This is a genomic window from Bradyrhizobium sp. ORS 285 (assembly GCF_900176205.1).
GTDB lineage: Bacteria > Pseudomonadota > Alphaproteobacteria > Rhizobiales > Xanthobacteraceae > Bradyrhizobium.
This window is the reverse complement of the sequence record NZ_LT859959.1, coordinates 5,324,450-5,347,486: the sequence shown is the minus strand read 5'-3', so window position 1 is coordinate 5,347,486 and position 23,037 is coordinate 5,324,450. Positions and strand designations below refer to the sequence as shown.

The following is a 23,037-nucleotide window of genomic DNA, read 5'->3' as shown; positions in this document are numbered from 1 at the left end:
TCCCATGCTTCGGGTGGTGCTGGCGCTTTCTGTTCTCGCTCTGACCTCCGGTATTGCCTCAGCGGGCATCGACGAGACCTATATCCGCCCGGCGGGGTTGCCGTCGTGGTCTGATGTCTACAAGAGCGTCTTTGGGAGCAACGAGTTCGGCAAGAGTTACGCCGTCGTCATTGGGGTGGGGGACTACGACGTCTACCAGAAGCTAGATGCTCCCGCGTCGGATGCTGAGCGGATGCGCGACTTTCTGCGCGACGATGCTGGATTCGACTATATCGTGACGTTGACGGATGAGCGGGCATCTCGATCGCGGATCGAGACGCTGATGGAGAAGACGCTTCCGAAGCTCGTTGCTGCCAATGATCGATTCCTGCTGTACTTTTCCGGTCACGGAGAGACCAGGCAGCTCGCGGGCGGCTCGAAGCGCGGATACCTCATCCTGAAGCCCGCCGGTAAGGAGGATTGGGATGAGATGCTGGACATGCCGCGCGTCATGCAATGGTCGGAGAATGTCGGCCAATCGCGGCATAGTCTGTTCATTCTCGATGCGTGCTTTAGCGGCCTTGCGGCCGTACAAGCGAAAGGCACGGTCCGGGATCAGACGATCAGTCGTCTCTCTCAACCCGCGCATCAACTGGTGACGGCAGGCGTCGAGGACGAGCAAAGCTTCGCGAGCCAAGGCGAGAGCCTGTTCACAAAGGCATTCATCGAGGCGGCGCGCGGTACGCGACGGCCCGCTCCTGATGGCGTTGCCTCGCTGAGCGAGATCATGCTCGATGTCGGACGATCGATCGACGAATATCGCTCCGCGACGGGGATGAAGAGACGGATGTCGCCGCGGCAGTATCTGCTCAGTGTTCGAAACAATGCTGGCGAGTTCTTTTTCCTCCAGAAAGACCGGCTGGAGAAGAGGGGCTCCAAGGCGCCAAATTCGCCCCGCCAAGGTGAGGAACCAACACCGAAGGGAGGGGACGGGCAGGCCGGTTTGCCGGATCGCAAGCTGCCCGGAGGCGACAGCGCCCGCATTCCAAATCGGGTGACGCTCGATCGCGATACGGCGCTGTTCGATCCTGCGACCGGGAAGCCTCTGCTCTGGTTCTCGCGCGCCAGCCTCGACTACGAGTTCTTCGATGGTCCCGGATTCAATCCCCGTACGGGCGAGAAGCTTCTGCCCTTCGGCAGCGAGGAGGCCAAGAAGTTCGACAAGCAGAGCGCCGAGCGAGCGGACGCCATCCGCAAGGAAAAGGAACTGCTGGAAAAGTCACGAGCCGAACGAGACGCCCGCGATGCGGCCGCCAAGGAGGCGCTTGCGAAGAAGCAGGAGGAAGAGCGGAAGTCCCGGGAGGTTGAGGCAGCCCGCGCGTCGGAGGCCGGCCAGCGCTGCGACGAATTGGCGGCCAATCCGAACGACAAGAACAAGGCCGGTCCCGGAGTTTCGTTTGCTGTTCTGAAGTCGCAGGCCTCCGAAGCCGTGAAGACATGCGAGCTTGCAGTGAAGCAGGCTACTAACGAGCCGCGCTTCAAGTATCAGCTCGCGCGTGCGTTGCAATTTTCGGATCGGACGCGAGCGTTCACCCTGTTTCAAGAGTTGGTCTCGCGGCGTTACCCCGCCGCCTACGACAATCTGGGATGGATGCATCTGACTGACAAGAACAATCCTGCGCAGGCCGTATCGCTGTTTCGATCGGGCGTGCAGGCCGGTGATGTCGATTCCATGGTCAGCTTGGCCGAGATGATCGACCGCGGGCAGGCCACGTCGGCCAATCCGTCGGAAACGAAGATGGAACTGTGTCGTCGGGCGTCAGAGCTGGGGCATATTGGCGCGGCTCAATGTTATCAGGCAGAGGTTGCCAAGCTGGAGCAGGCAGAGAAGGACCGTGTGCAGAAGCTTGAGCAGCAGAAGGTGATGATGGAGGTCATCGGCACTGTCTTACAGACAGTGACCAAGAGGTAGCTGGGACCCATATCATCCCACCCCGCGTCGAAACCGCATAGCTGGATCTGCGCGTTCGCGGATCGATGGTGGGCACGCGACCGGCTGTCGCCGGCCGCTTTGCCTACTCTACGGCGCATCGCGAGCACCGTCGTCGAGAGCGGCGTCGCGACCGGTACGAAAAATTCGCAATCGCGGCGAAAACCACTTTCTTTTTTCCAGAAATTATGGTTGTATATGCCCATCCCGCTTCGATTGGATGGGGCGTATCGCGGTCGTCACGAGCGTTGATGCGGGATGCGATGGGTGTGTCGGGCTGCAGCGCGAGCAATCGTGCGGACGAACAGCTCGGTGCGCACGGTCAAGCCGTGTGGTCCTGACCTCCCGAAGCTGAGGTCAAGTCCGCGCCGAGGATGGCGCTGGCGACAGGGGCAAGACAGCCGGTCCCTGGGGAGAGCACGGAGTAAGCCGTAAAGCCATTGCGCAGGGAGGGCCGGGATGTCCCAGCCAAACCTGTGGTTCCTGCCCCGTGCATTTTCTCACGCACGGGGGCCATGGGGGCGGCGCGCTCCCGGTCTTCCCTGCGCCCTCTGTTTCCGGAGGGGCAAACTATCAGTAAGGCTCGGGCGCGGATGCGCCGCGAGAACGTGACCGCATGGGTTTTCTCACGAGTTTCCGCTTTATCGGTCTTTACCTCAGACATTCGGGGCGTTGTGGCGAACAATCCTGCTCGTTAGTTACTCCGTCATGGCCGGGACGAGCCCGGCCATGACGACGAGGAGACAGACGAGCCCAAAACACCGATTGTTAAATGCGATGGCCGTGCAGGCGTGACGGTGGAGAGAGCCGTGGCCTCACAACTCCCGCGCATTGCTGAACGCGAACGAGCTGACGCGGCGCGTCGTCTCGTCCAGGATGAGCGTGCGGGTGATCGGCGGCTCGGCGCGCTGGGCGCAGTTTTCGCGCTCGCAGAGCCGGCAGTTGACGCCGATCGGGGTGCCTTCGGTTTTTTCCAGGTCCATGCCGGCGGCGTAGACGAGGCGCGACGCATGCCTGATCTCGCAGCCCAGGCCGATGGCGAAGCGCGGCTGCGGCAGCGGATGCGGCGCGACTGGACGGCGCACCATCTGGGCGATCGAGAAATAGCGCGAGCCGTCCGGCAGCTCGATGATCTGCTTGAGCAGACGGTCCGGCGTGTCGAATGTCGAATGCACGTTCCACAGCGGGCAGGTGCCGCCGAACTTGGAGAACGGGAAGGTACCGGACGAGAACCGCTTCGAGACGTTGCCGGCATTGTCGACGCGCAGCATGAAGAATGGGATGCCGCGCGCATTCGGGCGCGACAGGGTGGTGAGGCGGTGGCAGACCTGCTCGAAGCCGGTGCCGAAGCGCTGCGCCAGCACGTTGATGTCGTAGCTCAGCGCTTCCGCCGCAGCGAGGAACGGCGCGTAGGGCATCATCACGGCGGCCGCGTAGTAGCTCGCGAGCGTCATGCGGTAGAGCCGGCGCGAGGTGTCGTCGATCGCGCCGGCCCGGCCGATGATGATCTCGAACTGCGGCAGGCACTCGGCCATGCCGAGCTGGACCGCGAGCTGGAAGGTGCGGCCGGGTCCGTCGACCAGCTCGGAAATCAACAACTGACGACGATGGCGGTCGTAGCGGCGCAACGTTTCGCGCATCACATCGACCGGCATCACGCGGGTCTGCACGGAGTGTTTCTCGCGCAATCGCGCGGCGAGTGCGGCGTAAAGTCCTTCGGCCGGTACGTCGAGCGCATCGCGCAGGGCTTCCGCCTGCTGCTCGAGCTCGGCGAAGTAGTTGCGGTTGGCCTCGATCAGGTCGCGTACCCGCTCGATCGGGTTGGCCTCGAAATGGCCGCCGGCATTGCGGTCGGCCATCTGCGCCGCGACCAGGGTCTCACCGCGCCGGGCCTCGGCGTAAGCCGCGTAGAGCCGCTGCAGCGCATGGGTGACGCCGGGGCAGAGCTCGGCAAGGTCGCGCAGCTCCTGCTTGGGCAGCTCGATCTGGCGGAACAGCGGATCGGAGAAGATCTCGTTGAGCTCGGCGAAGAAGCGGTCCTCGTCCGCGGTGGCGAGATCACGCAAATCGAGATCGTAGACCTCTGCCAGCCGCAGCAGGATCTGGGCCGAGACCGGCCGCTGGTTGCGTTCGATCAGATTGACGTAGCTCGGCGAGATGCCGAGCCCCTCGGCGAGCTGGGTTTGCGACAGGCCGAGCTGCTGGCGGATACGGCGGAAGCGTGGGCCGACGAACAGCTTCTTTCCGGACTCACCGGCCATCGCGCTCTCCCGCGGGCCGCGCGGCCCTGGATTTGTGACAAGATTTACAAAATGACATTTGTGACAAGTGATGATGTTACATGACATCACCATTCAAAAACAAGGCCTCTATACGAAGCTGCCGGTTTCGCGTTTATCTCCGGTCACGCAAATCGCAATGCACTGTCAAAATTGTGACGGTTGATGGAGGGTCTCATGACCAGCAATTTCTGGGTGATCGGCGGCGAGTTCGGCTCGATGAATTTCCACAAGCTGGTGGAGGGCTCGGCCCAGGTGAAGGGTCCGTTCAAGTCGCGCAAGGAAGCCGAGGATTGCTGGCGCGAGGTGTCCGAGGAGAACCGCCACAAGGCCGGCGTCCGCTTCTCCATCGTCGAGGAGCCGCAGCGCGCGCCGGCGGCCTGACAGCCAGCAAGGGAAGCCTTGCCAGGTATCTGAATAAAGCTCGAGGAAGAGCCCAAGGACGGGGCGGTCTCAGCCGGGTCACACCGGAGGAGGCCGCCCACGTCCGTTTTGGGCATGCTGCTTATCTCAGCGTGCGTATAAGTCTTTGAAGACAAATGGGGTTTGCGGAATACTGGGTTACTGATAGGTTAATGGGAGAAATCCTGGCGAAACCAGGGCCGAACCGTGAAAGCGTAAGCGATGTCCGAGGCCCCCGACAGCAGCACCGAACCGCGTCCCGTGCGCCTGCGCGAGGCGCTGCGTCAGGCCCGGCTGGAGGCCGCGGACCGAACCGGCGTCGTGGTCGACCTGCGCGATGCCGAGGTGGCGCGGCTCGAGATCCTCAGCGATGCGCTCGATCCCCTCTTCGCCGAGATTCCCAACCAGATCGATCTGTTCGATCGCGGCATCAGCCAGGGCGAGACGCCGCGGCTGTGGATCGACGTCGTCGCCCATGTGGTGATGGGGCGGGACAAGCGGCAGTACCGCTTCGTGCAGGACACCCGCAACGGCCGCATCGTGCTGGCCGAATCGCACGACATCGGCGCGATCGTGAAGGCTGTCACCGACTACGTCGCCCGCCGCATGGTGGAGCGCGAGCGCGCCTTCAGCGTGGCGCGCGAGCAGGCGCGGGCGGATGGCGAGCCGCGGCGTGGGCGATTCTGGCCGTTCGTGCTCGGTTTCGTGCTAGGTGCGGCGTCGCTGTTCGGCTTCGCGCTGTACGAGAGTCTGAAGCCGATCTCGTTCTGACCACGCGGTCAGAGCAGGCGGATCTGGCGGATCTCGCGCACGCGCCGCGCCTCGTTGACGGCGCGCACGGTCATGTCGCAGCGCCAGTGATTGCCCTCGGGGGCGACAGCGAAGATGTTGTAGGCCGCGGCCGGCGTGTGGCCGTGCGCGAGCGACGACGCGGAGGGTACGCCGACGACCGGAATCTTGCGCTCTGGGCCGTCGATCCAGATCGTCGAATGCACGTGATCATGGCCGTGCAGCACCAGCTCGACGCCGTGACGTGCGAGCAGCGCGATCAGCTCCTTGGAATCGGTCAGCCGCTTCATCCGGTTGGCCGAGCGCAAGGGATGATGCACCAGCAGCACGCGAAACAGCGGCTCATGCGCGAGCGAAGAGAGCAGCTGCTCCAACGCTGCGAGCTGCGCGTGGCCGATCCGGCCCGTGGCCATGAACGGCGCCGAGGGCACGGCGGAGGACAGGCTGATCAGCGCCAGCGGTCCGCGCCGGCGCAGCGAGGGGAATGCCGCGGGGCCCGCTGCATCGCCGCCGAAATAGGCGGCAAAGCTCTCGGCGAAACGCAGTCGGGTCGAGCGTACATAGGCGTCGTGATTGCCGGGAATCGCTGTGACCTTGTCCGGCGGCCCGACGGTCTCGAGCCAGGCCAGAGCGAGCGGGAATTCGGACTCCAGCGCGAAGTTCACGAGATCGCCGGTGACGGCGATCTGGTCCGGCATCTGCGTGTGCAGGTCGGAGATCAGCAGGTCGAGGATGTCGCGGCGGTGATATTTGTAGCGGTTGCGCGTCCAGTTGAGATAGCCGAGCGCCCGCTTGCCGGCGAGCTCGGACAGGCGCGGCCGGTGGACTGGCGCGAGATGCGGATCGGACAGATGGGCGAGCGTGAAGGCGGCCATCACCTGTCCCGGCGCCAATGGCGGATGCGTGCGCGCGCAACGGTCATGTCGTGCTATCCCTCATGCTGGCGCTCTCATGGCAAGCCCGGCCGTCGAGCGCAAGACCAACCGGGGATCACGCGATTTGACGACAACACAGCTCAGCAGGTTGCGGATCCGGTTCGAGCCGGTGCTCCGGCGCGGATTTCACCTCTATTGGCGCTTCGCCCGGGGCATGACGCTCGGCGTCCGCGGCGTGGTGCTGGATGCCGAGAACCGGGTGTTCCTGGTCCGGCATGGCTATGTCTCGGGCTGGCACCTGCCGGGCGGCGGTGTCGAGGTCGGCGAGACGTTCCTGGAGGCGCTGGAGCGGGAGCTGTTCGAGGAAGGCCGGATTGCGCTCGAAGGCGAGCCGGAGCTGCACGGCATCTTCCTCAACAGCCACGTCTCGCCACGCGATCACGTCGCCGTCTTCGTTATCAAAGGGTTTACGCAGGACCGACCGCCGGAGCCCAACCGCGAGATCGTCGAGACCGGCTTTTTCGCGCGCGATGCTCTGCCCGAGGGAACGACATTGGGCACGCTGTCCCGCCTGCGCGAGGTGCTGGATGGCGTTAAGATCATTCCGACATGGCGGCCCGAAGGCGCCGGGCCATTATGAGATTCTGCACCGAATGCGGGCACTCTCCCGGCCATGGGAGACGGGTTCATGAGCTCACAACCGATGCGGATCGCCGTGCTGGTGCCCTGCTACAATGAAGAGGCGGCGGTCGCGACCGTGGTCCGCGACTTCAAGCAGGCGCTGCCGACGGCTGTCGTTTACGTCTATGACAACAATTCCAAGGATAGCACCGTCGAGGTCGCGCGCGCGGCCGGCGCCGAGGTGCGCAGCGAGCGGCGGCAGGGCAAGGGCCACGTCGTCCGACGCATGTTCGCCGACGTCGATGCCGACATCTACGTGCTGGTCGACGGCGACGCCACCTACGACGCGCCGAGCGCGCCTGTGATGATCGAGCGGCTCGTGGCCGAGCGGCTCGACATGGTGGTGGGCCTCAGGGTCGACCAGGAGCAGGCCGCCTATCGCATGGGCCATCGCACGGGCAACTGGATGCTCACGAGCTTCCTCGCCGAGGTGTTCGGCCAGGCGTTCAAGGACATTCTGTCCGGCTACCGCGTGTTCTCGCGCCGCTTCGTCAAATCCTTCCCCGTGCTGTCCGATGGCTTCGAGATCGAGACCGAGCTGACGGTTCACGCCCTGGAGCTGGCGTTGCCGGTGACCGAGGTGGCGACGCCGTATTACGCGCGGCCCGAAGGCTCGGTCTCCAAGCTCAACACCTGGCGCGACGGCTTCCGGATCCTCAACACCATCCTGAAGCTGTACCGCTCGGAGAAGCCGCTGCGCTTCTTCACCGCGATCGCCATCTTCCTGGCGCTGGTCTCGATCGGCTTCGCGATTCCCATCTTCGTCACCTTCATCGAGACCGGGCTCGTGCCGCGGCTGCCGACCGCGGTGCTGTCGATGGGCCTGATGATCATGGCGCTGCTGTCGGCCTCCTCGGGCCTCGTGCTCGATACCGTCACGCGTGGCCGCCGCGAGATGAAGCTGCTGGCGTATCTGTCGCAATCACCGGTGGGAGGCTGACGCTGGGATCGAGGGGCTGCCATCGCGGGACCGAAGCTTGTGTCCGCCGGCCGTTCCGGCCATGGTTCGGGCTGGTCCACGTTCAACGAGAACATCGTTTCACATGCCCATCCTGAACAGCATCGCCGCGCTCACCGACGACATGGCGGCCTGGCGCCACGATTTCCATGAGCATCCGGAGCTGATGTACGAGGTGCACCGCACCGCCGGCCTCGTCGCCGAGCGGCTGCGCGAGTTCGGCTGCGACGAGGTCGTGACGGGGATCGGCCGCACCGGCGTGGTCGGCGTCATCCGCGGCCGCAAGACCGATTCGGGCCGCATCATCGGTCTGCGCGCCGACATGGATGCGCTGCCGATCGAGGAAGCCTCGGGCGTGCCGTATGCGTCGAAGACGCCGGGCCTGATGCATGCCTGCGGCCATGACGGCCACACCGCGATGCTGCTCGGCGCCGCCAAGCATCTCGCCGACACCCGCAATTTCGACGGCACCGCGATCGTGATCTTCCAGCCGGCCGAGGAGGGCGGCGCGGGCGGCAAGGCGATGGTCGATGACGGCCTGATGACCCGCTGGGGCATCCAGGAGGTCTACGGCCTGCACAATGCGCCTGGCGTGCCCGAGGGCGTGTTCGCGCTGCGGCCAGGCCCGATGCTGGCCTCGTCGGACCAGCTCGAGATCACCGTGCACGGCAAGGGCGGTCATGCCGGCGCCGGCGTCCACAAGGCGGTCGACAGCGTGCTGATCGCCGCGCACATCATCACCGCGCTGCAGTCGATCGTCTCGCGCAACGTCGATCCGATCAAATCCGCCGTCATCTCGATCTGCATGGTCGAGGCCGGCAAGGCGATGAACGTGATCCCCGAGACGGTCGAGCTGAAAGGCACGGTTCGCACGCTCGATCCGGAGGTGCAGGACCTGGTCGAGCGCCGCATCGCCGAAGTCGCCGACGGCATCGCGCGCACCTATGGCGGCTCGGCGACGACGAAATATACCCGGCTCTATCCGATCACGATGAACCACGCGCGCGAGACCAATGTCGCCGCCGATGTCGCCCGCGATATCGTCGGCGCCGAGCGTGTCGTCGACAGCGCGCCGCCGCTGATGGGCGCGGAGGATTTCGCCTTCATGCTGCAGGCCCGTCCCGGCGCCTTCGTCTTCCTCGGCATGGGCGACGGCAGGGACTGCCATCATCCGGCCTATCGCTTCAACGACAACATCCTCGGCCATGGCGCATCCTATTGGGTGCGGCTGGTCGAGAAGACGATGCCGGCGGAGTGAGCCGATGCCGGAACCCGGCTGCTCGCCGCCGGGGCAATGATCGGAGAGGGAGCCATGGACCGCGCCGCTCGGGGATGCTATCCCGCCACCCCACATGAGTGACCTGTCCATTACGATCTCCGCCGAGAAGCCGGGCGATGCGCAAGCCATCGAGCGGCTGCATGAACGTACCTTCGGCCCCGGCCGCTTCGTGCTGAGCGCCTACCGCCTGCGCGAGCATGTCGATCATCTGCTCGCCTTGTCGTTCACGGCCCATATCGGCACCCTGCTGGTCGGCTCCGTCCGGCAGCTGCCGATCTGCGTCGGCGACACCAAGGCACTAATGCTCGGGCCGCTGACCGTCGAGCCGCCGTTCCGCAAGCACGGCATCGGCCGCATGCTGATGGAGCGCTCGATCTCGGACGCGCGAACGCAGGGCCACAGCTTCATCCTGCTGGTGGGCGACGCCGCCTATTACACCCGCGTCGGCTTCAAGCCGGTGCCGAAGGGCCGGGCGATCATGCCGGGCCCGGTGGATTACAACCGGCTGCTGGTGAACGAGCTGGTCGATGGCGCGTTCGAGGGCGTCGAGGGCGAGATTCGGCCGGATTGGGATCACGCGAAGTAATCTCGGTCTCTCCGTCATTGCGAGCGAAGCAATCCAGAGTCCCATCCGGTCTCTGGATTGCTTCGTCGCTTCGCTCCTCGCAATGACGACAAGGGACGCGGCTCGATCGCCGCGCCCCTTACATCCGCCACTCAGAACTTCAAATTCGCAAAGATCCGCACGCCGATGCCGGGCAGCAGCACCTCGTCCTTGGTGTAGGACACGGAGTTTCGGATCTTCTCGTTCAAGAGATTGTTGCCGACCATGCCGACCAGCATCTCGCGGGCGCCGAACATGTTCGGATCGAGCTTGGTGCGGTAGCTGACCTCGGCTTTCAAGAGGTTGTAGCCCGGCGTCGGCGTCTCCGCGATGGGCGCGATGTCGTTCTGCGCGAAGGCGTGCAGCAGATTGATCCGCGTCAGCCAGTTGGCATCGCGCCAGAAGAGGCCGCCGCCGACGCGCATCGGCGGGATGCGCGGCACGTTGGTGCCGTCGGGGAAGGTGGCGCGGACGACGTCGAACTGGTTCTCGATGCCCCAGATGCCGCTGCCGAGCTGGGAGACATCGTACTGGCTCTGGAACTCGAAGCCGCGGAACAGCGCGTTGCGCTGTGAGTAGACGGCCTGGTTCAGTGTGGTGCCCGTCGTGCCGCAGGAGGCGAAATCATCGTCGCACATCACGCCGGTCAGCCTGCGATAGATGAAGTTGCTGAACTGCGTGTAGTAGGCGGTGGCCTCGAAGCGGAACGGACCGGTCGCCTTGCGCAGGCCCGCCTCGACGGTCTTGGCGGTCTCGATTCCGAGGTTCGGATTGCCGATGTCGAACGTCGCGGTCGCGTCGTGGCCGCCGCGCGAGAACAGCTCGGCCGCCTTCGGCGCGCGCTCGACATATTGCGCGGTCACGCTGGCAACGAGATCGCCGGGCAGGTTCTGCAACAGGCCGACGCTCGCGCTCTTCGGCGTGTAGGACGGGTTGCGCGCGATGTTGGCCTGCGGCGTGCCATCCGGCAGATAGTCGACCGGGAAGTTCGGCGTCGAGCCGTTCAGCGAGACATGCTCGATGCGGCCGGCGATCTGCGCCTTGGTGGAGGGCGCGAACGCGAGCTCGTTGAAGACGTAGCCGGCAACGCGATTGTTGGTGTTGGGACCGAACAGGCCGTTGAACACTGAGCCGGGATTGTCGGGGCTCGGCGCATTCAGCTCCTGGTGTCCGGCCTGCACGCCATAGGCGGTCGTCAGCGTCGCGAAGCGCAGATTGACGGGCATCATCTGCATCTCGACGCGCGCTTCCTGCTCGCGATTGGTGAAAGTCTGGCGCACGCCGTCGGTGGTCGGATCGGTCGTATCAGCCAAGCCGATCTCGTTGTGCCGATAGTCGGTCGCGCCGGCCCAGAAGCGGATGGCGTCGATCGCGGCGGAGTCCGGCCGGTACTCGCCCTTGGCGGTGATCTTGGTCTGGTGGGCGTCGATCCGGGTGCGGCTGTCGGCGCCGTCGATGCCGGGGATGTGGTAGAGCGCATCGGTCTGTTGGATCGCAGCGCCAATGAAGCCGCCGGTGAAGAAGTAGCTACCGCCGATCGAGGCGCCGTCATTCTGTACGGCGGAGTTCGGCTGGCGGCCGTTCACCGGGCGGGTCTGATCGAACCGGTAGGGATAGCCGGGGATCGCATAATCGCCGGTCTTGCGGCCATAGGCGTCGGCGTGAAGCGCGAAATTGCCGCCGCCCGCGTCGAGCAGCACGCCGCCTTCGACCCCGCGATCGACGGAGCTGACGGAGGTACGCGTCTCCGCGGTGACGCAAGGCGCGGCGCCCGCGGCCGGCGCGCTCGCCGGCAGGCCGTAGGTCTGGAACGGCGTCGTCGAGCAGGTCGGCAAAGCCTGCGGAATGCGGTTGTTGGTGGCGCTGACGACGCCGCCGATCGAGGTCGAGCCGTAGCGCAGCGCCGCGGGCCCGCGGACGACTTCGATTTGGTCGCTGGTCAGCGGATCGATCGGCACGAAATGATCCTCGCCGAGATCGGAGGCGCCGCCACCGCCGATGCCGTTCTCGACGATGCCGACGCGGTTGACGTCGAGGCCGCGGATGATCGGCCGGGTTGAGGCGCCCGGCGCGAAGCTCGATCCGGTGATGCCGGGCTTGGAGTTCAAGAGATCGCCGAGCGTCGCGGCGCCGGAGCGGCGCAGCTCCTCGTTCGGCACCACCGTGACGGTCGCGAACTGGTCGGTAACGATGGGCGTCACGCCCTGCTGCGGCGGAGGCGGCGCGGTCTGAGCTTCGCGTGACGGCGACGGAGCGCGCGTGCCTCGGCCGGCCACGCGAGCCGTGGGATTGGGCCGCGGCACGACGGGCTTGCGGGCGCGGATCGGGCTCGGTGCCGTGACGTTGACCTCCGGCAGCTCCGCTGCCGCCGGCTTGGGATCATCGGCACGCGCGCTCGCGCCCAAAACGCACAACATGGCTGCGGCGCTGCAGCCCGACATCAAAGCTCTCGGCAACATTCTTACATTCCTGATCCAGATCAGGCGTCCCACGTGGTCTGTTGCTGGTGGGATGCGCCTGCCGTCGCCGTGCGACGGGGTCCATTCCTGCACGCTGCGAGACGCGTATGAGCGCATCCATTGCAGCGTCTTGAGCGGCTCGGATCAGGCGAGGGGAGGAGCGCGTGGCTGGAAGGCGGCGTCGATGACGACAGCCGCGAGAGCGACCGTGATCGTGTCGGGAAGACGGAAGGCGACTGATTCGGGAAGGGTGAGAACGGGGGCCGGCGACAGCAGGATCGACTGCGCCATCGCCATGACGGCGCAGATCGCGCAGCCCTCGGCGGATGGTTGCTGGTCGGGGTCCCGGCTTGCCGGTGCGGAGCCGCTGTGGGCCTGGGCGGTCGTAACCCGGCCGCTGTCAGCAATCTGTCCGGCAAGCCAATGCACATGGCCGAAGGCGAGCGCGAACTGCAGCAGCAGCGCGAACAGCGCCAGCCGCGAGCCATGCTTGATGTTCGCGCGAAACCAGCTCATGGCCAGCTCTGGCTCATGTCGATCTGGCTCATGTCGATCGGCCACCCCGTTCAGCTGAGCAGCTCAGCCGTTGTTACATTGTAACATCGCAGGCGGGGTGGTGCGGCGTCAATCGAGCCGCTGATACGCTTGCGCAGAATCGGAGCCATTGTGCTCTTCGCGCCACGCTGCCCGCACCAACAGGTGCGGGCGCCTCGGGCTCAGCGTCCCTCGCGAACCCAGGTCGCAGCGAGCGCGCCGAGTAGCAGCAGCAGGCCGATCACGCCGGCAAACATCGGCAATACGCCGACGCCCTTGACGACGCTGGCGTCGCGCATCCGCACGCCCATCCAGCCGTCGCCGCTGAACAAGGTCGACGACCTCACAGGCACGATGCGCGGCATGTCGAGGCTGGAGCCGTCGGCAATGCGGCGGGCATCGCCGCCGGTCGCCTGCGCCAGCGGCTTCAGGGTCTCCGTGGTCGAGGTGACCTCGGAGAACTCCTTCGGATTGGTCGGGCCGACATTGATCAGCGCCTTCAAGGTGCCGTCGGTGGCCTGCCAGAGGCCGAGCTCGTTGGCCGGCAAGGTCGCGCGCCACTCGCCGGGATCGCCCTGCGCAAGAGTGAGTTCGCGCGTCTGGCCCGACGGCGAGGTCACCGTCACCGGCGGCACGGTGTCGCCCATGGTCTGCCGGACCACGACGAGATCCTTGCCCTGCATCTGCAGCCGCAAAGCTTCCTCGTCGAGATCAGGCTGCTGCATCAGCCAGTGCGACATGCGCCTGAGCAGATCGAGATGCGGGCCGCCGCCTTCATAGCCGCGCGCCCACAGCCAGATGTGATCGGACAGCAGCAGCGCGACGCGGCCGGCGCCGAAGCGCGACAAGAGCAGCAGCGGCTTGCCGTCCGCGCCGGTCATGACCGGCGGGCTGACGGCGTTGCGCGTCTCGACAGTGCGGAAGAAGCGACTCCAGCGCGGCGGCTCCGACGCCGAGCCTTCCAGCCCGCGCGTCACCGGATGGCGTTTGCCCGCGTCGGAGAGATGCGCATAGAACGGCTTCTCGGTGACGCCGACTGGCTCGGCCGGGAGCACGGAGTCGAGCGGCGTGCGCCAGATGCTGGTGTTCGACGCGTAGTCCGGGCCGGCCGAGACCAGCACAGCGCCGCCATTGCGGACATAGCGCGCGATGTTGTCGAAATAGGCGATCGGCAGCACGCCCTGGCGGGCGTAGCGATCGAAGATGATCAGCTGGAATTCGTTGATCTTCTGCTGGAACAGCTCGCGGGTCGGAAACGCGATCAGCGACAGCTCATTGATCGGCGTGCCGTCCTGCTTCTCCGGCGGCCGCAGAATGGTGAAGTGCACGAGGTCGATGCTGGCGTCCGACTTCAAGAGGTTGCGCCAGGTACGCTCGCCGGAATGCGGCTCGCCCGACACCAGGAGCACGCGCAGCTTGTCGCGCACGCCGTCGATCGACACCACGGCGCGGTTGTTGACCAGGGTCAGCTCGTTGTCGAGCGGGGAGGCCTCGATCTCGACGATGTTCTGGCCTTCATGCTTGACGTCGACGTCGATCTTCGACGTCTGTCCGCTGGCCATGGTGCGTTCGCTGATGACCTCGCCGTCGCGGCGGATCACGACCTTGGCGCTGGCGCCGGTGACTCCCTGGTCGTCGAGACGGAAGCTGACAGTCTGCGGCTGGCCGACAATGCCGAAGCGAGGAGCTGCGGTGATCGCGACGCGGCGGTCGCGCTCGGCCTTCTGCCCGGTGATCAGCGCTTGCAGCGGCGCCTGGAAGCCCAGCGCGGCCATGTTGCCGGGGATGTCGTGCACGCGGCCGTCGGTGATCAGGAACGCTCCGGCGACGCGGTCGACCGGCACGTCCGACAACGCCGAGGTCAGCGCGCCGAACAGATGCGTACCGTCGGTCTCGCCGTCCGCCTGGCCGGCCTCGACCACGCGCACTTCGAGGCCCTTGATCTTCTTCAGGCTGTCGACCAGCGCTTCCTGGGCCGCCTGGGTCTGCTTGGTGCGGTCGCCAAAGTTCTGGCTCGGGCTCTTGTCGACGACGACGGCGGCGACGGAGGTGAGGGGCTCGCGGTCTTCGCGCGTGAACTGCGGATTGGCCAGCGCGAGCGCGATCAGGGCCAGCGCGGCGACGCGGATCCAGGCGGAGCGCGAGCGGCTGATCAGCAGCAGCGCGGCGATGATCACGATGGCACCGATCGCGAGCCACAGCACGATCGTCGGGACCAGAGGCGTAAACGCGATGCCGTAGTTCATGAGGCATATCCCAGCATGTCGTCATGGCCGGGCTTGTCCCGGCCATCCATGTCGTTCTGCGTACAAGGTGAGACGTGGATGCCCGGCTCAAGGCCGGGCATGACGACCTTTGTTGTTAGACCGGGACCAACAACTCGCATCATCACTGCCCGAGCCGTTCGATCAGGGCCGGCGCATGCACCTGGTCGGCTTTGTAGTTGCCGGTCAGCGTGTACATCACGATGTTCACGCCGGCGCGGAAGGCGAATTCGCGCTGGCGCGGCTCGCCCGGCACCATCGGCAGCATCGCCTGTCCGTCGGGACGGATCGCCCAGGCGCCGGCGAGGTCGTTCGAGGTGATGATGATCGGCGACACGCCGTCGCCGCCGCGCGCGGGCCGGGAGGCGCTGTCTTCGTCCTCGTCCTTCGGCAGCGCCTCGACCCAGGTCTGGCCCGCGGTGAAGCGGCCGGGGAAGTCGCGCAGCAGATAGAACGTCTTGGTCAGCACGTGCTCGCGCGGCACCGGCTCCAGCTCCGGAACGTCGAGCGAGGACAAGATCTCGCGCAGCGACTGCATGCCCGGCGTCTGCTGCGCGCCGTTCTCGCCCGGAGGCGCCTCGACCGCATCGCGGGTGTCGAAGATCACCGTGCCGCCCTGCTTCATGTAGGCGTCGATCTTGTTGATCGCGTCCTGCGGCGGCTTCGGCGCGCCGGGCACGATCGGCCAGTAGATCAGCGGGAAGAACGCGAGCTCGTCATGCGCGGGATCGACGCCGACGGGATCGCCGGCTTCGAGCGCGGTGCGCTGCGCCAGGAACAAGGTCAGCCCGGTCAGGCCGGCCTTGACGATGGAATCGACGTCGGCGTTGCCGGTGACGACGTAAGCGAGCCGCGTTTGCGACACCGCACGCATCGCGAAGTCATCGCTCGCCGCATCGGCGCGCGCGCTGGTCGGCATCGCGATCGCCAGCACGGCTGCCGTTGCGAGCATCGCGAAAGCGATGACCGCCGTAGCCGGACGGCGGCGCCGGATCAGCGACGCCAGCGCGCCGCCGAGCAGCGCCACGATGACGGCATCGATCAGGAACAGCAGCAGCGCGGTCGACAGCAGGATGCCGCGGAGATCGCGCGGCTCGGCGGTGGTGTAGCTGGCGCGCTTGGCGCGCAGCGCCGAGGTGTCGAGCTGCAGGATGCGATCGGCGGGGCTGAGCGTGTTCACGGCGGTGGGTCCGTCGGCAGGGCCATAGAAGCCGGGTGGATGATCCAGGGAGGCCCTGTCGTTGAAATCGGCCGGCAGCGGCTTGGCGGTCGAAGGCGGCGGTCCGAAGGCGCCGAAGCCGTCGAGAATATGCAGCGGCGCCAAGGTCGCCTTGGCGGTCTCGCCGGCGGGACCCGGCCCCGGCGTCGAGGTGTAGCCGGACATGTCGACGATGCGGCGGAGCATCTCGACCATCGCGCCCGACATCGGCAGATCCGACCAGCGCATGTCGGCGCTGACATGGAATAGCGCGATAAGGCCCTTGCCGCGATGCTCGCCGGTCACCAGCGGCGTGCCGTCCTCGAGCGAGGCCCAGCTCTTGGTCGCCAGCACGGCATCGGGCTCGGCCAGGACCTGGCGGTTGACGGTGACGTCCTTCGGCACGGTGATGCCGGCGAACGGGCCATCGGCGGCGAAGGCGGCGAGATGCTGCGGCTTCTCCCAGGTGAGACTGCCGCCCAGCGTGCGGCCGCCGCGGCGCAGTTTTACGGGCACGAGGTCGTCATCGCCCTGCGCCAGCCGCGGGCCGGCGAAGCGCACCAGCACGCCGCCATTCTCGATCCAGCCGTTGAGACGGTCACGCAGCTCCGGCGACAAGGTGCCGACATCGGCCATCACGATCATCGGCACCTTCTGATCGAGGAACTGCGTGATGACCTGCTGCGGCGCGCCGCGATCCCCGAGCCTGAGATCGGCAAACGGCGACAGCGCGCGTGTCAGATAGAACGTCGGCGCGAGCAGCGGCTGTGCAGTGTCGCTGGTCGCTCCCGTGACGATGCCGACGGCGCGGCGGCGCCAGCGCTTGTCGAGCAGTTGCACGGCCCCGGCCGAACGCTCGCCCGCGATCTCCAACCGCGTGATGTCGTTGCGCAGCTCGACCGGCAGATCGAAGCTCGCTTCGGCATCATGCGCATTGCCCGTGAAGCTGAACGGCGCCTCGCCGAGCGGCGAGCCCTTGGCATCGAGCGCGCGCACAATGCCGCCGGGGACGGAGAGGTCGGCGCGCAGCACCTTCACCGTCATCTTGGCGGCGGCGTTCTCGGCGCCGGCCAGCGCCAGCGTCGAGGTCGTGCCGCCTTCGAACACCGTCAGGCTGCGATCGCCGATGGTCTTGGCCAGACCTGTGACGAACTCGCTGCCGCGGCCGGGATCGACGCCGTCGGAGAACCACAGGATCTCGGCATCGCCGGTGGCCTTGAGGAAGCGGTCGAGCTGCGGCAGCGCATCGGCGCGCTCGGTGGTGTAGGGCTTCGGCGCGATCTGGCGCAGCGCGACGCGGGCCGCACCGGCCGGCATCAGCGTGAGATCGCGCGCGGGCTCCGACAGCGGCAGCAGCGCGACGCCACGGCGGTCAGCATCGGCATTGGCGATGATCTCGTCCGCGGCCTTGATCCGGGTGTCCCAGCTCGCGGCCGCGCTCCAGCTGTCGTCGAGCAGCAGCACCAAGGGCGCCTTGCTGCCGACTGCCTCGGTGCGCGGGTTCCAGATCGGGCCGGCTGCCGCGAAGATCACCAGCGCTGCCGCGATCAGGCGCAGCAACGTGAGCCACCACGGCGAACGCGACGGCGTCTCTTCCTTCGGCGTGATGTCGAACAACAGCCGCGTCGGCGGGAACTCGATGCGCCGCGGCCGCGGCGGCATCACCCGCAACAGCCACCACAACACCGGCAGGCTGATCAGTCCGGTCAGCAGCAGCGGCTCGGCGAACGACAGCGGCAGACCCATCATGCGCGCAGCCCTCCGCCAACCTTGCTCGTCGTCATGCCGGCATGGAGAAACAGCAGCAACTCAGCCGCCGAACGGCTGGTGGTGTGCGTCGTGAACAGCCAGCCGAGCTTGCCGGTCTCGGCGCGGATCTGGTCACGATGCAGCGCGACGCGCGCCACGTAGTCCTGCGCCCAGCTCTCGGCGCGCCCGGCGGTGATCACCTCGCCGCCCTCGGGCTCGACGAATTCGACGCGCCCGGAATAGGGGAAGGTCTCCTCCGCGGGATCGACCACCTGCACCATCGTGCCATGTGCACCTGAGGCAGAGAGGCCGGCGAGCATGGTGCTGATCTCCGGGATCGGCGACCAGAAATCCGACAGCACGACGATCTCGGCGAGCGCCGACGGCACGAAGGATGGCGGCAGGCTCGGCCGTGCAGCTTCGTCATGCAACATCGCCTGCGCGATGCGATCGATCACGTTGCGGCTCGCGGTCGGATTGAGCAGGCCGGGAATGCCGACGCGCTCGCCACCGGCGACCAAGAGCTCGGCCAGCGCAAAGGTCACGATTAACGCGCGCTCCAGCTTGCTGTCGCGCGCGCCCTTGGAGGCGAACGCCATCGAGGGCGAGCGGTCGGGCCAGATCCACACCGTGTGCGCGGCTTCCCACTCCTGCTCGCGGACATACAAATGGTCATCGCGCGCGGAGCGGCGCCAGTCGACGCGTTGCGAGGGCTCACCGGAGACGAAGCGGCGATATTGCCAGAAGCTTTCGCCGGAGCCGGCGCGCCGCCGTCCATGCAGGCCATGGATGACGTTGGCGGCAATCTGTCGGGCTTCCAGCACGAGGCGCGGCAGCGAGGATGCCAGCGTCCGGCTTTCGCCATCGGCACGCCGGATCGCGAGTATCTCCTTGTCGGCGTGCCCCGGTGCTGTCGCCATCAACCGATCCGGCTCTTCAACTGCCGGATCACGTCCGGAATGGTGCGGCCCTCCGCGCGGGCCGGGAAGGTCAGCGCCATGCGGTGCTTCAGCACGGGCTCGGCGAGATCGAGCACGTCGTCGATCGACGGCGCGAGACGGCCGTCGAGCAGCGCGCGGGCGCGCACCGCGAGCATCAAGGATTGGCTGGCGCGGGGGCCCGGGCCCCAGGCGATCAGCTTGCCAGCGTCACCGGCCTCCGGGCCGGGACGCGCCGAGCGCACCAGCGACAGGATCGCCTCGACGACGGAATCGCCGACCGGCAGCCGGCGCACCAGCCGCTGCGCGGCGATCAGCGCATCCGCGGTCATCGCACCCTTCGCAGCGCTTTCCTGCGCGCCGGTTGTCTCGAACAGGATGCGGCGCTCGGCGTCGCGATCGGGATAGTCGACGTCGATCTCCATCAGGAAACGGTCGAGCTGCGCTTCGGGGAGCGGATAGGTGCCTTCCTGCTCCAGCGGGTTCTGGGTCGCGAGTACATGGAAGGGCTTCGGCAGATCGTGCCGGGCGCCCGCAACGGTGATGTGCTGCTCCTGCATGGCTTGCAGCAACGCCGACTGGGTGCGCGGGCTGGCGCGGTTGATCTCGTCGGCCATCAGGAGTTGTGCGAACACCGGGCCGGCGATGAAGCGGAACGAGCGCTTGCCGACCGTGCTCTCGTCAAGCACCTCGGCGCCAAGAATGTCCGATGGCATCAGGTCGGGCGTGAACTGCACGCGCTTGGCGTCGAGACCGAGCGTGACGCCGAGCGTTTCGACCAGCTTGGTCTTGGCGAGACCTGGCACGCCGATCAGCAGCGCGTGGCCGCCGGACAGGATCGTCACCAGCGTGTTTTCCACCACGCGGTCCTGACCGAAGATGACGCCGGAGATCGCCTCCTTCGCTGCGCGGATCTGACCGGAGACCTGTTCGGCCGATCGGACGATCGCATCCTCGAGCTTCTCGGCGTTCTCAGCCATTCCCGTCGCTCCTTCTGCCCCGCATCTTCAACTTGTCTGCCAGCGTTCTGCTCCAGTTTGTCAGGACGCGGCTGCCAATCTATGCGAAGGCGCTGTATTCGTTGAGTTAAACTATCCCCATATTATCGGCATTCCGGGGTATTGACGGCATCACGATATGGCGACCTTACATGACGTGCACGGCCGCCTGGAACTTTTGCACAGACGAGCGCGATAAAATCTTGCACCAATCGTGCCAAGGCGAACGCAAACTCAGGGCAAACCATGGCGAAGCAAGGGCAGAGCACCGACAACGGACTCGATCGGCTGACATCGGCCGCAACGCAGGCCGGGACATCCGGGAAAGGCCTGCCGCCGGTGCATCTGTGGAATCCGCCATTCTGCGGCGATCTCGATATGCGAATCGCCGGGGATGGTAGCTGGTACTACATGGGCACGCCAATCGGCCGTCCTGCGCTGGTGCGGCTGTTCTCGACCATCCTGAAGCGCGAGAATGACCGCTATTTCCTGGTCACGCCGGTCGAGAAGGTCGGCATTCGCGTCGATGATGTCCCGTTCATGGCCGTAGAAATGCGGAAGGAGCGTGACGGGCAGGGCGTGCGCCTCAACTTCCGCACCAATGTCGACGATTGGGTGTCCTGCGATGCCGAGCACCGGCTGCGCTTCGAGCCGGGCGAGAGCGGCGGCCTGACGCCGTATCTGCATGTCCGCGCCGATCTCTGGGCCAAGGTGACGCGGGCGCTCTACTATGAGCTTGTTGACATGGGTGAGGAGCGGGTGATCGATGGCGAGGTCATGTTCGGGGTGGAGTCGTCAGGTGCGTTCTTCCCCATGGCCAACGCAGAAGAGGTGAGGGCGGCGCTTTGAACGAGCCCATGGTGGTGAGGACCAGGACGGTCGGGGCGAGTTCGGCCGAATTCTTCGCGCGTGGCCGCGAGCGGCTGCGCTTCGACGTTCCGCAGGCGCTGCTCGATCCCGACGTGATTCCGACCAGCGGCGATTCCGGCACCGACCGGATGCTCGAGATCATCGCCCGCGAGCAGCCGATCCGGCCTGCGGCGGTGCTGATCCCCGTGGTCGATCATCCCGAACCCACCGTGCTGCTGACCCAGCGCTCGCCGAACCTGTCGAGCCATGCCGGCCAGATCGCCTTTCCGGGCGGCAAGATCGACGTCACCGACGCCTCGCCGCTCGATGCCGCGTTGCGCGAGGCGGAGGAAGAGGTCGGGCTCGATCGCAGCTTCGTCGATCCGATCGGCTATCTCGACGTCTACGGCACCGCATTCGGTTTTCGCATTCTGCCGACCGTGGCGCGGGTGCGTCCGGGTTTCACGCTCAAGATCAACGAGGGCGAGGTCGACGATGCCTTCGAGGTGCCGCTGGCGTTCCTGATGGATCCCGCCAATCACCAGCTGCATTCCAAGGAATTTCGTGGCATGGAGCGCTCGTATTACGCGATGCCGTTCGCCGAACGCTACATCTGGGGCGCGACCGCGGGCATTCTTCGGGTGTTGTACGAACGGATCTATCTGTCATGATCCGAGCCGTGTTGACGGAAATCGGAATTTTCCTCATTCCTTTTGCTGTCTATGTGCTGTTCTTGCTCGCGACCAGATCGGGGTTGTTGGTGCCCGCCCACTGGCCGCTTCATCTGGTTGCAAAATTGACGGTGGCGGCGCTGGTGTTGGTAATTGCAAGTCTGCTCCTGGTTGTCGCGTTCTCCGGCGCGCCGCCGCGTTCGACCTATGTGCCGGCTCACGTCGAGGATGGCAGGCTCGTTCCGGGGAGCGAGCAGTGATCGGCGGGCGAGTGCTGCATGCGCCCTGGCTCTCGTCGGGGGCGGCCGCGCGGGTGCTCGCACTGCTCAACTGCGACGGCGAGGAGGCGCGCGTGGTCGGCGGCGCCGTGCGCAACGCGCTGCTCGGCATTCCCATCGGCGACATCGACATCGCCACCACGGCATTGCCGACAGAGGTGATCCGGCGCGCCAAGGCCGCCTCGATCAAGAGCGTGCCGACCGGCATCGACCACGGCACGGTGACGCTGGTGCTCGACGGCCATCCGTTCGAGGTGACGACCCTGCGCGAGGACACCGAGACCTTCGGCCGCAAGGCCAAGGTCGAGTTCGGTCGCGACTGGGTCGGCGATGCGCATCGCCGCGACTTCACCATCAACGCGCTGTCCGTCGGCCCCGATGGCGTCGTGCATGATCATGTCGGCGGCCTCGCCGACATTGCACAACGCCGCGTGCGCTTCATCGGCGATCCCGCCCAGCGCATCGCCGAAGATTATCTGCGCATCCTGCGCTTCTTCCGCATCCATGCGGCGTTCGGTCACGGTGACCCCGATCGCGACGGTTATCTTGCCTGCATCGTCGGACGCAGCGGGCTCGCGACGTTGTCGGCCGAGCGGGTGCGCATGGAGATGCTGAAGCTTGTGGTGACGGACGGCGCCGTCGGCGCGCTCACCGCGATGGCCGAGGGTGGCTTGCTGACATCGCTGCTCGGCGGCGTTGCCTATCTCGGGCCGTTCGCGGCGATTATCGAGATCGAGCGCGAGCTCGAACTGCCGCCGAGCGCGGTGCGCCGTCTCGCTGCGCTCGCGGTGGCCGTCACTGAGGACGCGCGCCGCCTTGGCAGCCGCCTGAAGCTGTCCAATGCCGAGACCAAGGGGCTCGACGGCATGGGCCATCGCTGGTGGCGCTTTGCGTCAGCCGACGAGGCCCGGGTGCGGCGGCTGCTGTATCGTCTCGGCGAGACCGTCTATCGCGACCGCCTGCTGCTCGGCTGGGCGCGCGCCGGGCGCGATCGCGATGATCCACGCTGGCGCGAACGCGCGCTGTTGCCGCAGCGGTTCACGCCGCCGAAGCTGCCGCTCAAGGCGGCCGATTTCATCGCGCGCGGGGTGGCAGAGGGGCCGCTGCTCGGCCACGTGCTGACGCTGGCCGAGGATGCCTGGCTTGCGGCCGACTTTCCGCTCGACGAGGCGTCGCTGAACGCGATCGCCGACCAAGCGGCAGCGCGCGTCAACCGCGACGGACGATCCTGAATTCCGCCTGCCGCAGTCGGGGCCCGTCAGG

At 66.4% G+C, this 23,037-nt stretch carries 19 protein-coding genes; 11 read left to right on the top strand and 8 right to left on the bottom strand.

The genetic code is table 11. The annotated features are described in order from the left end of the window. The first annotated feature begins 4 nt into the window (after nt 1–4). A complete protein-coding gene (locus tag BRAD285_RS23985; protein WP_006612466.1) occupies nt 5–1,951 on the top strand; it encodes a caspase family protein in 1,947 nt (648 codons plus the stop codon). Between the two features lie 833 nt (nt 1,952–2,784). On the opposite strand, the gene BRAD285_RS23975 is transcribed toward BRAD285_RS23985, so the two are convergent. Then, nucleotides 2,785–4,230 (bottom strand): short-chain fatty acyl-CoA regulator family protein, encoded by a 1,446-nt coding sequence (locus BRAD285_RS23975; protein ID WP_006612465.1) that lies wholly within the window; start codon nt 4,228–4,230, stop codon nt 2,785–2,787. A gap of 195 nt (nt 4,231–4,425) precedes the next feature. On the opposite strand from BRAD285_RS23975, the gene BRAD285_RS23970 reads away from it, so the two are divergent. Both BRAD285_RS23970 and BRAD285_RS23965 read left to right on the top strand, forming a co-directional pair. After that, nucleotides 4,426–4,632, top strand: a complete 207-nt coding sequence (locus tag BRAD285_RS23970) for a hypothetical protein (RefSeq protein ID WP_006612464.1) — start codon at nt 4,426–4,428, stop codon at nt 4,630–4,632. Nucleotides 4,633–4,872: 240 nt separating this feature from the next. After that, complete coding sequence (locus tag BRAD285_RS23965) at nt 4,873–5,421, top strand: hypothetical protein (RefSeq protein WP_006612463.1); 549 nt, start codon at nt 4,873–4,875, stop codon at nt 5,419–5,421. 8 nt (nt 5,422–5,429) lie between these two features. Here the strand turns inward: BRAD285_RS23965 and BRAD285_RS23960 are convergent, their stop codons facing one another. Further along, complete coding sequence (locus BRAD285_RS23960) at nt 5,430–6,314, bottom strand: metallophosphoesterase (RefSeq protein ID WP_035646719.1); 885 nt, start codon at nt 6,312–6,314, stop codon at nt 5,430–5,432. A 76-nt stretch (nt 6,315–6,390) separates the two neighbouring features. On the opposite strand from BRAD285_RS23960, the gene BRAD285_RS23955 reads away from it, so the two are divergent. From BRAD285_RS23955 to BRAD285_RS23940, 4 genes are all read left to right on the top strand, one after another. After that, a complete protein-coding gene (locus tag BRAD285_RS23955) occupies nt 6,391–6,954 on the top strand; it encodes an NUDIX domain-containing protein (protein WP_244422227.1) in 564 nt (187 codons plus the stop codon). Nucleotides 6,955–7,002: 48 nt separating this feature from the next. Continuing rightward, nucleotides 7,003–7,935: a glycosyltransferase family 2 protein gene (locus tag BRAD285_RS23950; RefSeq protein ID WP_172889801.1), complete on the top strand. Its 933-nt coding sequence runs from the start codon at nt 7,003–7,005 to the stop codon at nt 7,933–7,935. Between the two features lie 103 nt (nt 7,936–8,038). Further along, complete coding sequence (locus BRAD285_RS23945; RefSeq protein WP_006612459.1) at nt 8,039–9,211, top strand: M20 aminoacylase family protein; 1,173 nt, start codon at nt 8,039–8,041, stop codon at nt 9,209–9,211. A gap of 94 nt (nt 9,212–9,305) precedes the next feature. Next, nucleotides 9,306–9,818 (top strand): GNAT family N-acetyltransferase, encoded by a 513-nt coding sequence (locus BRAD285_RS23940; protein ID WP_006612458.1) that lies wholly within the window; start codon nt 9,306–9,308, stop codon nt 9,816–9,818. Nucleotides 9,819–9,949: 131 nt separating this feature from the next. Here BRAD285_RS23940 and BRAD285_RS23935 read toward each other — a convergent pair whose 3' ends face one another. The 6 genes from BRAD285_RS23935 to BRAD285_RS23905 all read right to left on the bottom strand — a co-directional run bounded on the left by BRAD285_RS23935 (nt 9,950) and on the right by BRAD285_RS23905 (nt 19,958). After that, nucleotides 9,950–12,277, bottom strand: coding sequence for a TonB-dependent receptor (locus BRAD285_RS23935; protein ID WP_006612457.1), 2,328 nt, complete (start codon nt 12,275–12,277; stop codon nt 9,950–9,952). Between the two features lie 162 nt (nt 12,278–12,439). After that, the gene (locus tag BRAD285_RS23930; protein ID WP_006612456.1) at nt 12,440–12,811 is read right to left on the bottom strand and encodes a DUF2946 family protein; all 372 of its coding nucleotides are present in this window, start codon (nt 12,809–12,811) and stop codon (nt 12,440–12,442) included. Nucleotides 12,812–13,011: 200 nt separating this feature from the next. Next, a complete protein-coding gene (locus BRAD285_RS23925) occupies nt 13,012–15,075 on the bottom strand; it encodes a hypothetical protein (RefSeq protein ID WP_006612455.1) in 2,064 nt (687 codons plus the stop codon). 142 nt (nt 15,076–15,217) lie between these two features. Then, nucleotides 15,218–18,040 carry a DUF4159 domain-containing protein gene (locus tag BRAD285_RS23915; RefSeq protein ID WP_006612454.1) on the bottom strand — a complete coding sequence of 941 codons (2,823 nt, stop codon included), beginning with the start codon at nt 18,038–18,040 and terminating at the stop codon, nt 15,218–15,220. Then, on the bottom strand, nt 18,037–18,960 hold the full coding sequence (locus tag BRAD285_RS23910) for a DUF58 domain-containing protein (protein ID WP_006612453.1): 924 nt from the start codon (nt 18,958–18,960) through the stop codon (nt 18,037–18,039). Before BRAD285_RS23910 ends, BRAD285_RS23915 begins: the two co-directional genes overlap by 4 nt. Beyond that, nucleotides 18,960–19,958, bottom strand: a complete 999-nt coding sequence (locus BRAD285_RS23905) for a MoxR family ATPase (RefSeq protein WP_006612452.1) — start codon at nt 19,956–19,958, stop codon at nt 18,960–18,962. The genes BRAD285_RS23910 and BRAD285_RS23905 overlap by 1 nt, the downstream gene beginning before the upstream one ends. Nucleotides 19,959–20,222: 264 nt before the next feature. On the opposite strand from BRAD285_RS23905, the gene BRAD285_RS23900 reads away from it, so the two are divergent. Genes BRAD285_RS23900 through BRAD285_RS23885 form a run of 4 tightly spaced genes read left to right on the top strand, consistent with a single transcriptional unit; the run spans nt 20,223 to nt 23,006 of the window. Further along, nucleotides 20,223–20,825, top strand: a complete 603-nt coding sequence (locus BRAD285_RS23900; protein ID WP_006612451.1) for a DUF1285 domain-containing protein — start codon at nt 20,223–20,225, stop codon at nt 20,823–20,825. An 8-nt stretch (nt 20,826–20,833) separates the two neighbouring features. Next, entirely contained in the window at nt 20,834–21,496 is a 663-nt protein-coding gene (locus BRAD285_RS23895; RefSeq protein ID WP_085962817.1) for a CoA pyrophosphatase, read from the top strand. After that, nucleotides 21,493–21,756: a DUF6111 family protein gene (locus BRAD285_RS23890; RefSeq protein WP_006612449.1), complete on the top strand. Its 264-nt coding sequence runs from the start codon at nt 21,493–21,495 to the stop codon at nt 21,754–21,756. Before BRAD285_RS23895 ends, BRAD285_RS23890 begins: the two co-directional genes overlap by 4 nt. Next, nucleotides 21,753–23,006 (top strand): CCA tRNA nucleotidyltransferase, encoded by a 1,254-nt coding sequence (locus tag BRAD285_RS23885; protein WP_006612448.1) that lies wholly within the window; start codon nt 21,753–21,755, stop codon nt 23,004–23,006. The genes BRAD285_RS23890 and BRAD285_RS23885 overlap by 4 nt, the downstream gene beginning before the upstream one ends. Nucleotides 23,007–23,037: the final 31 nt, after the last annotated feature.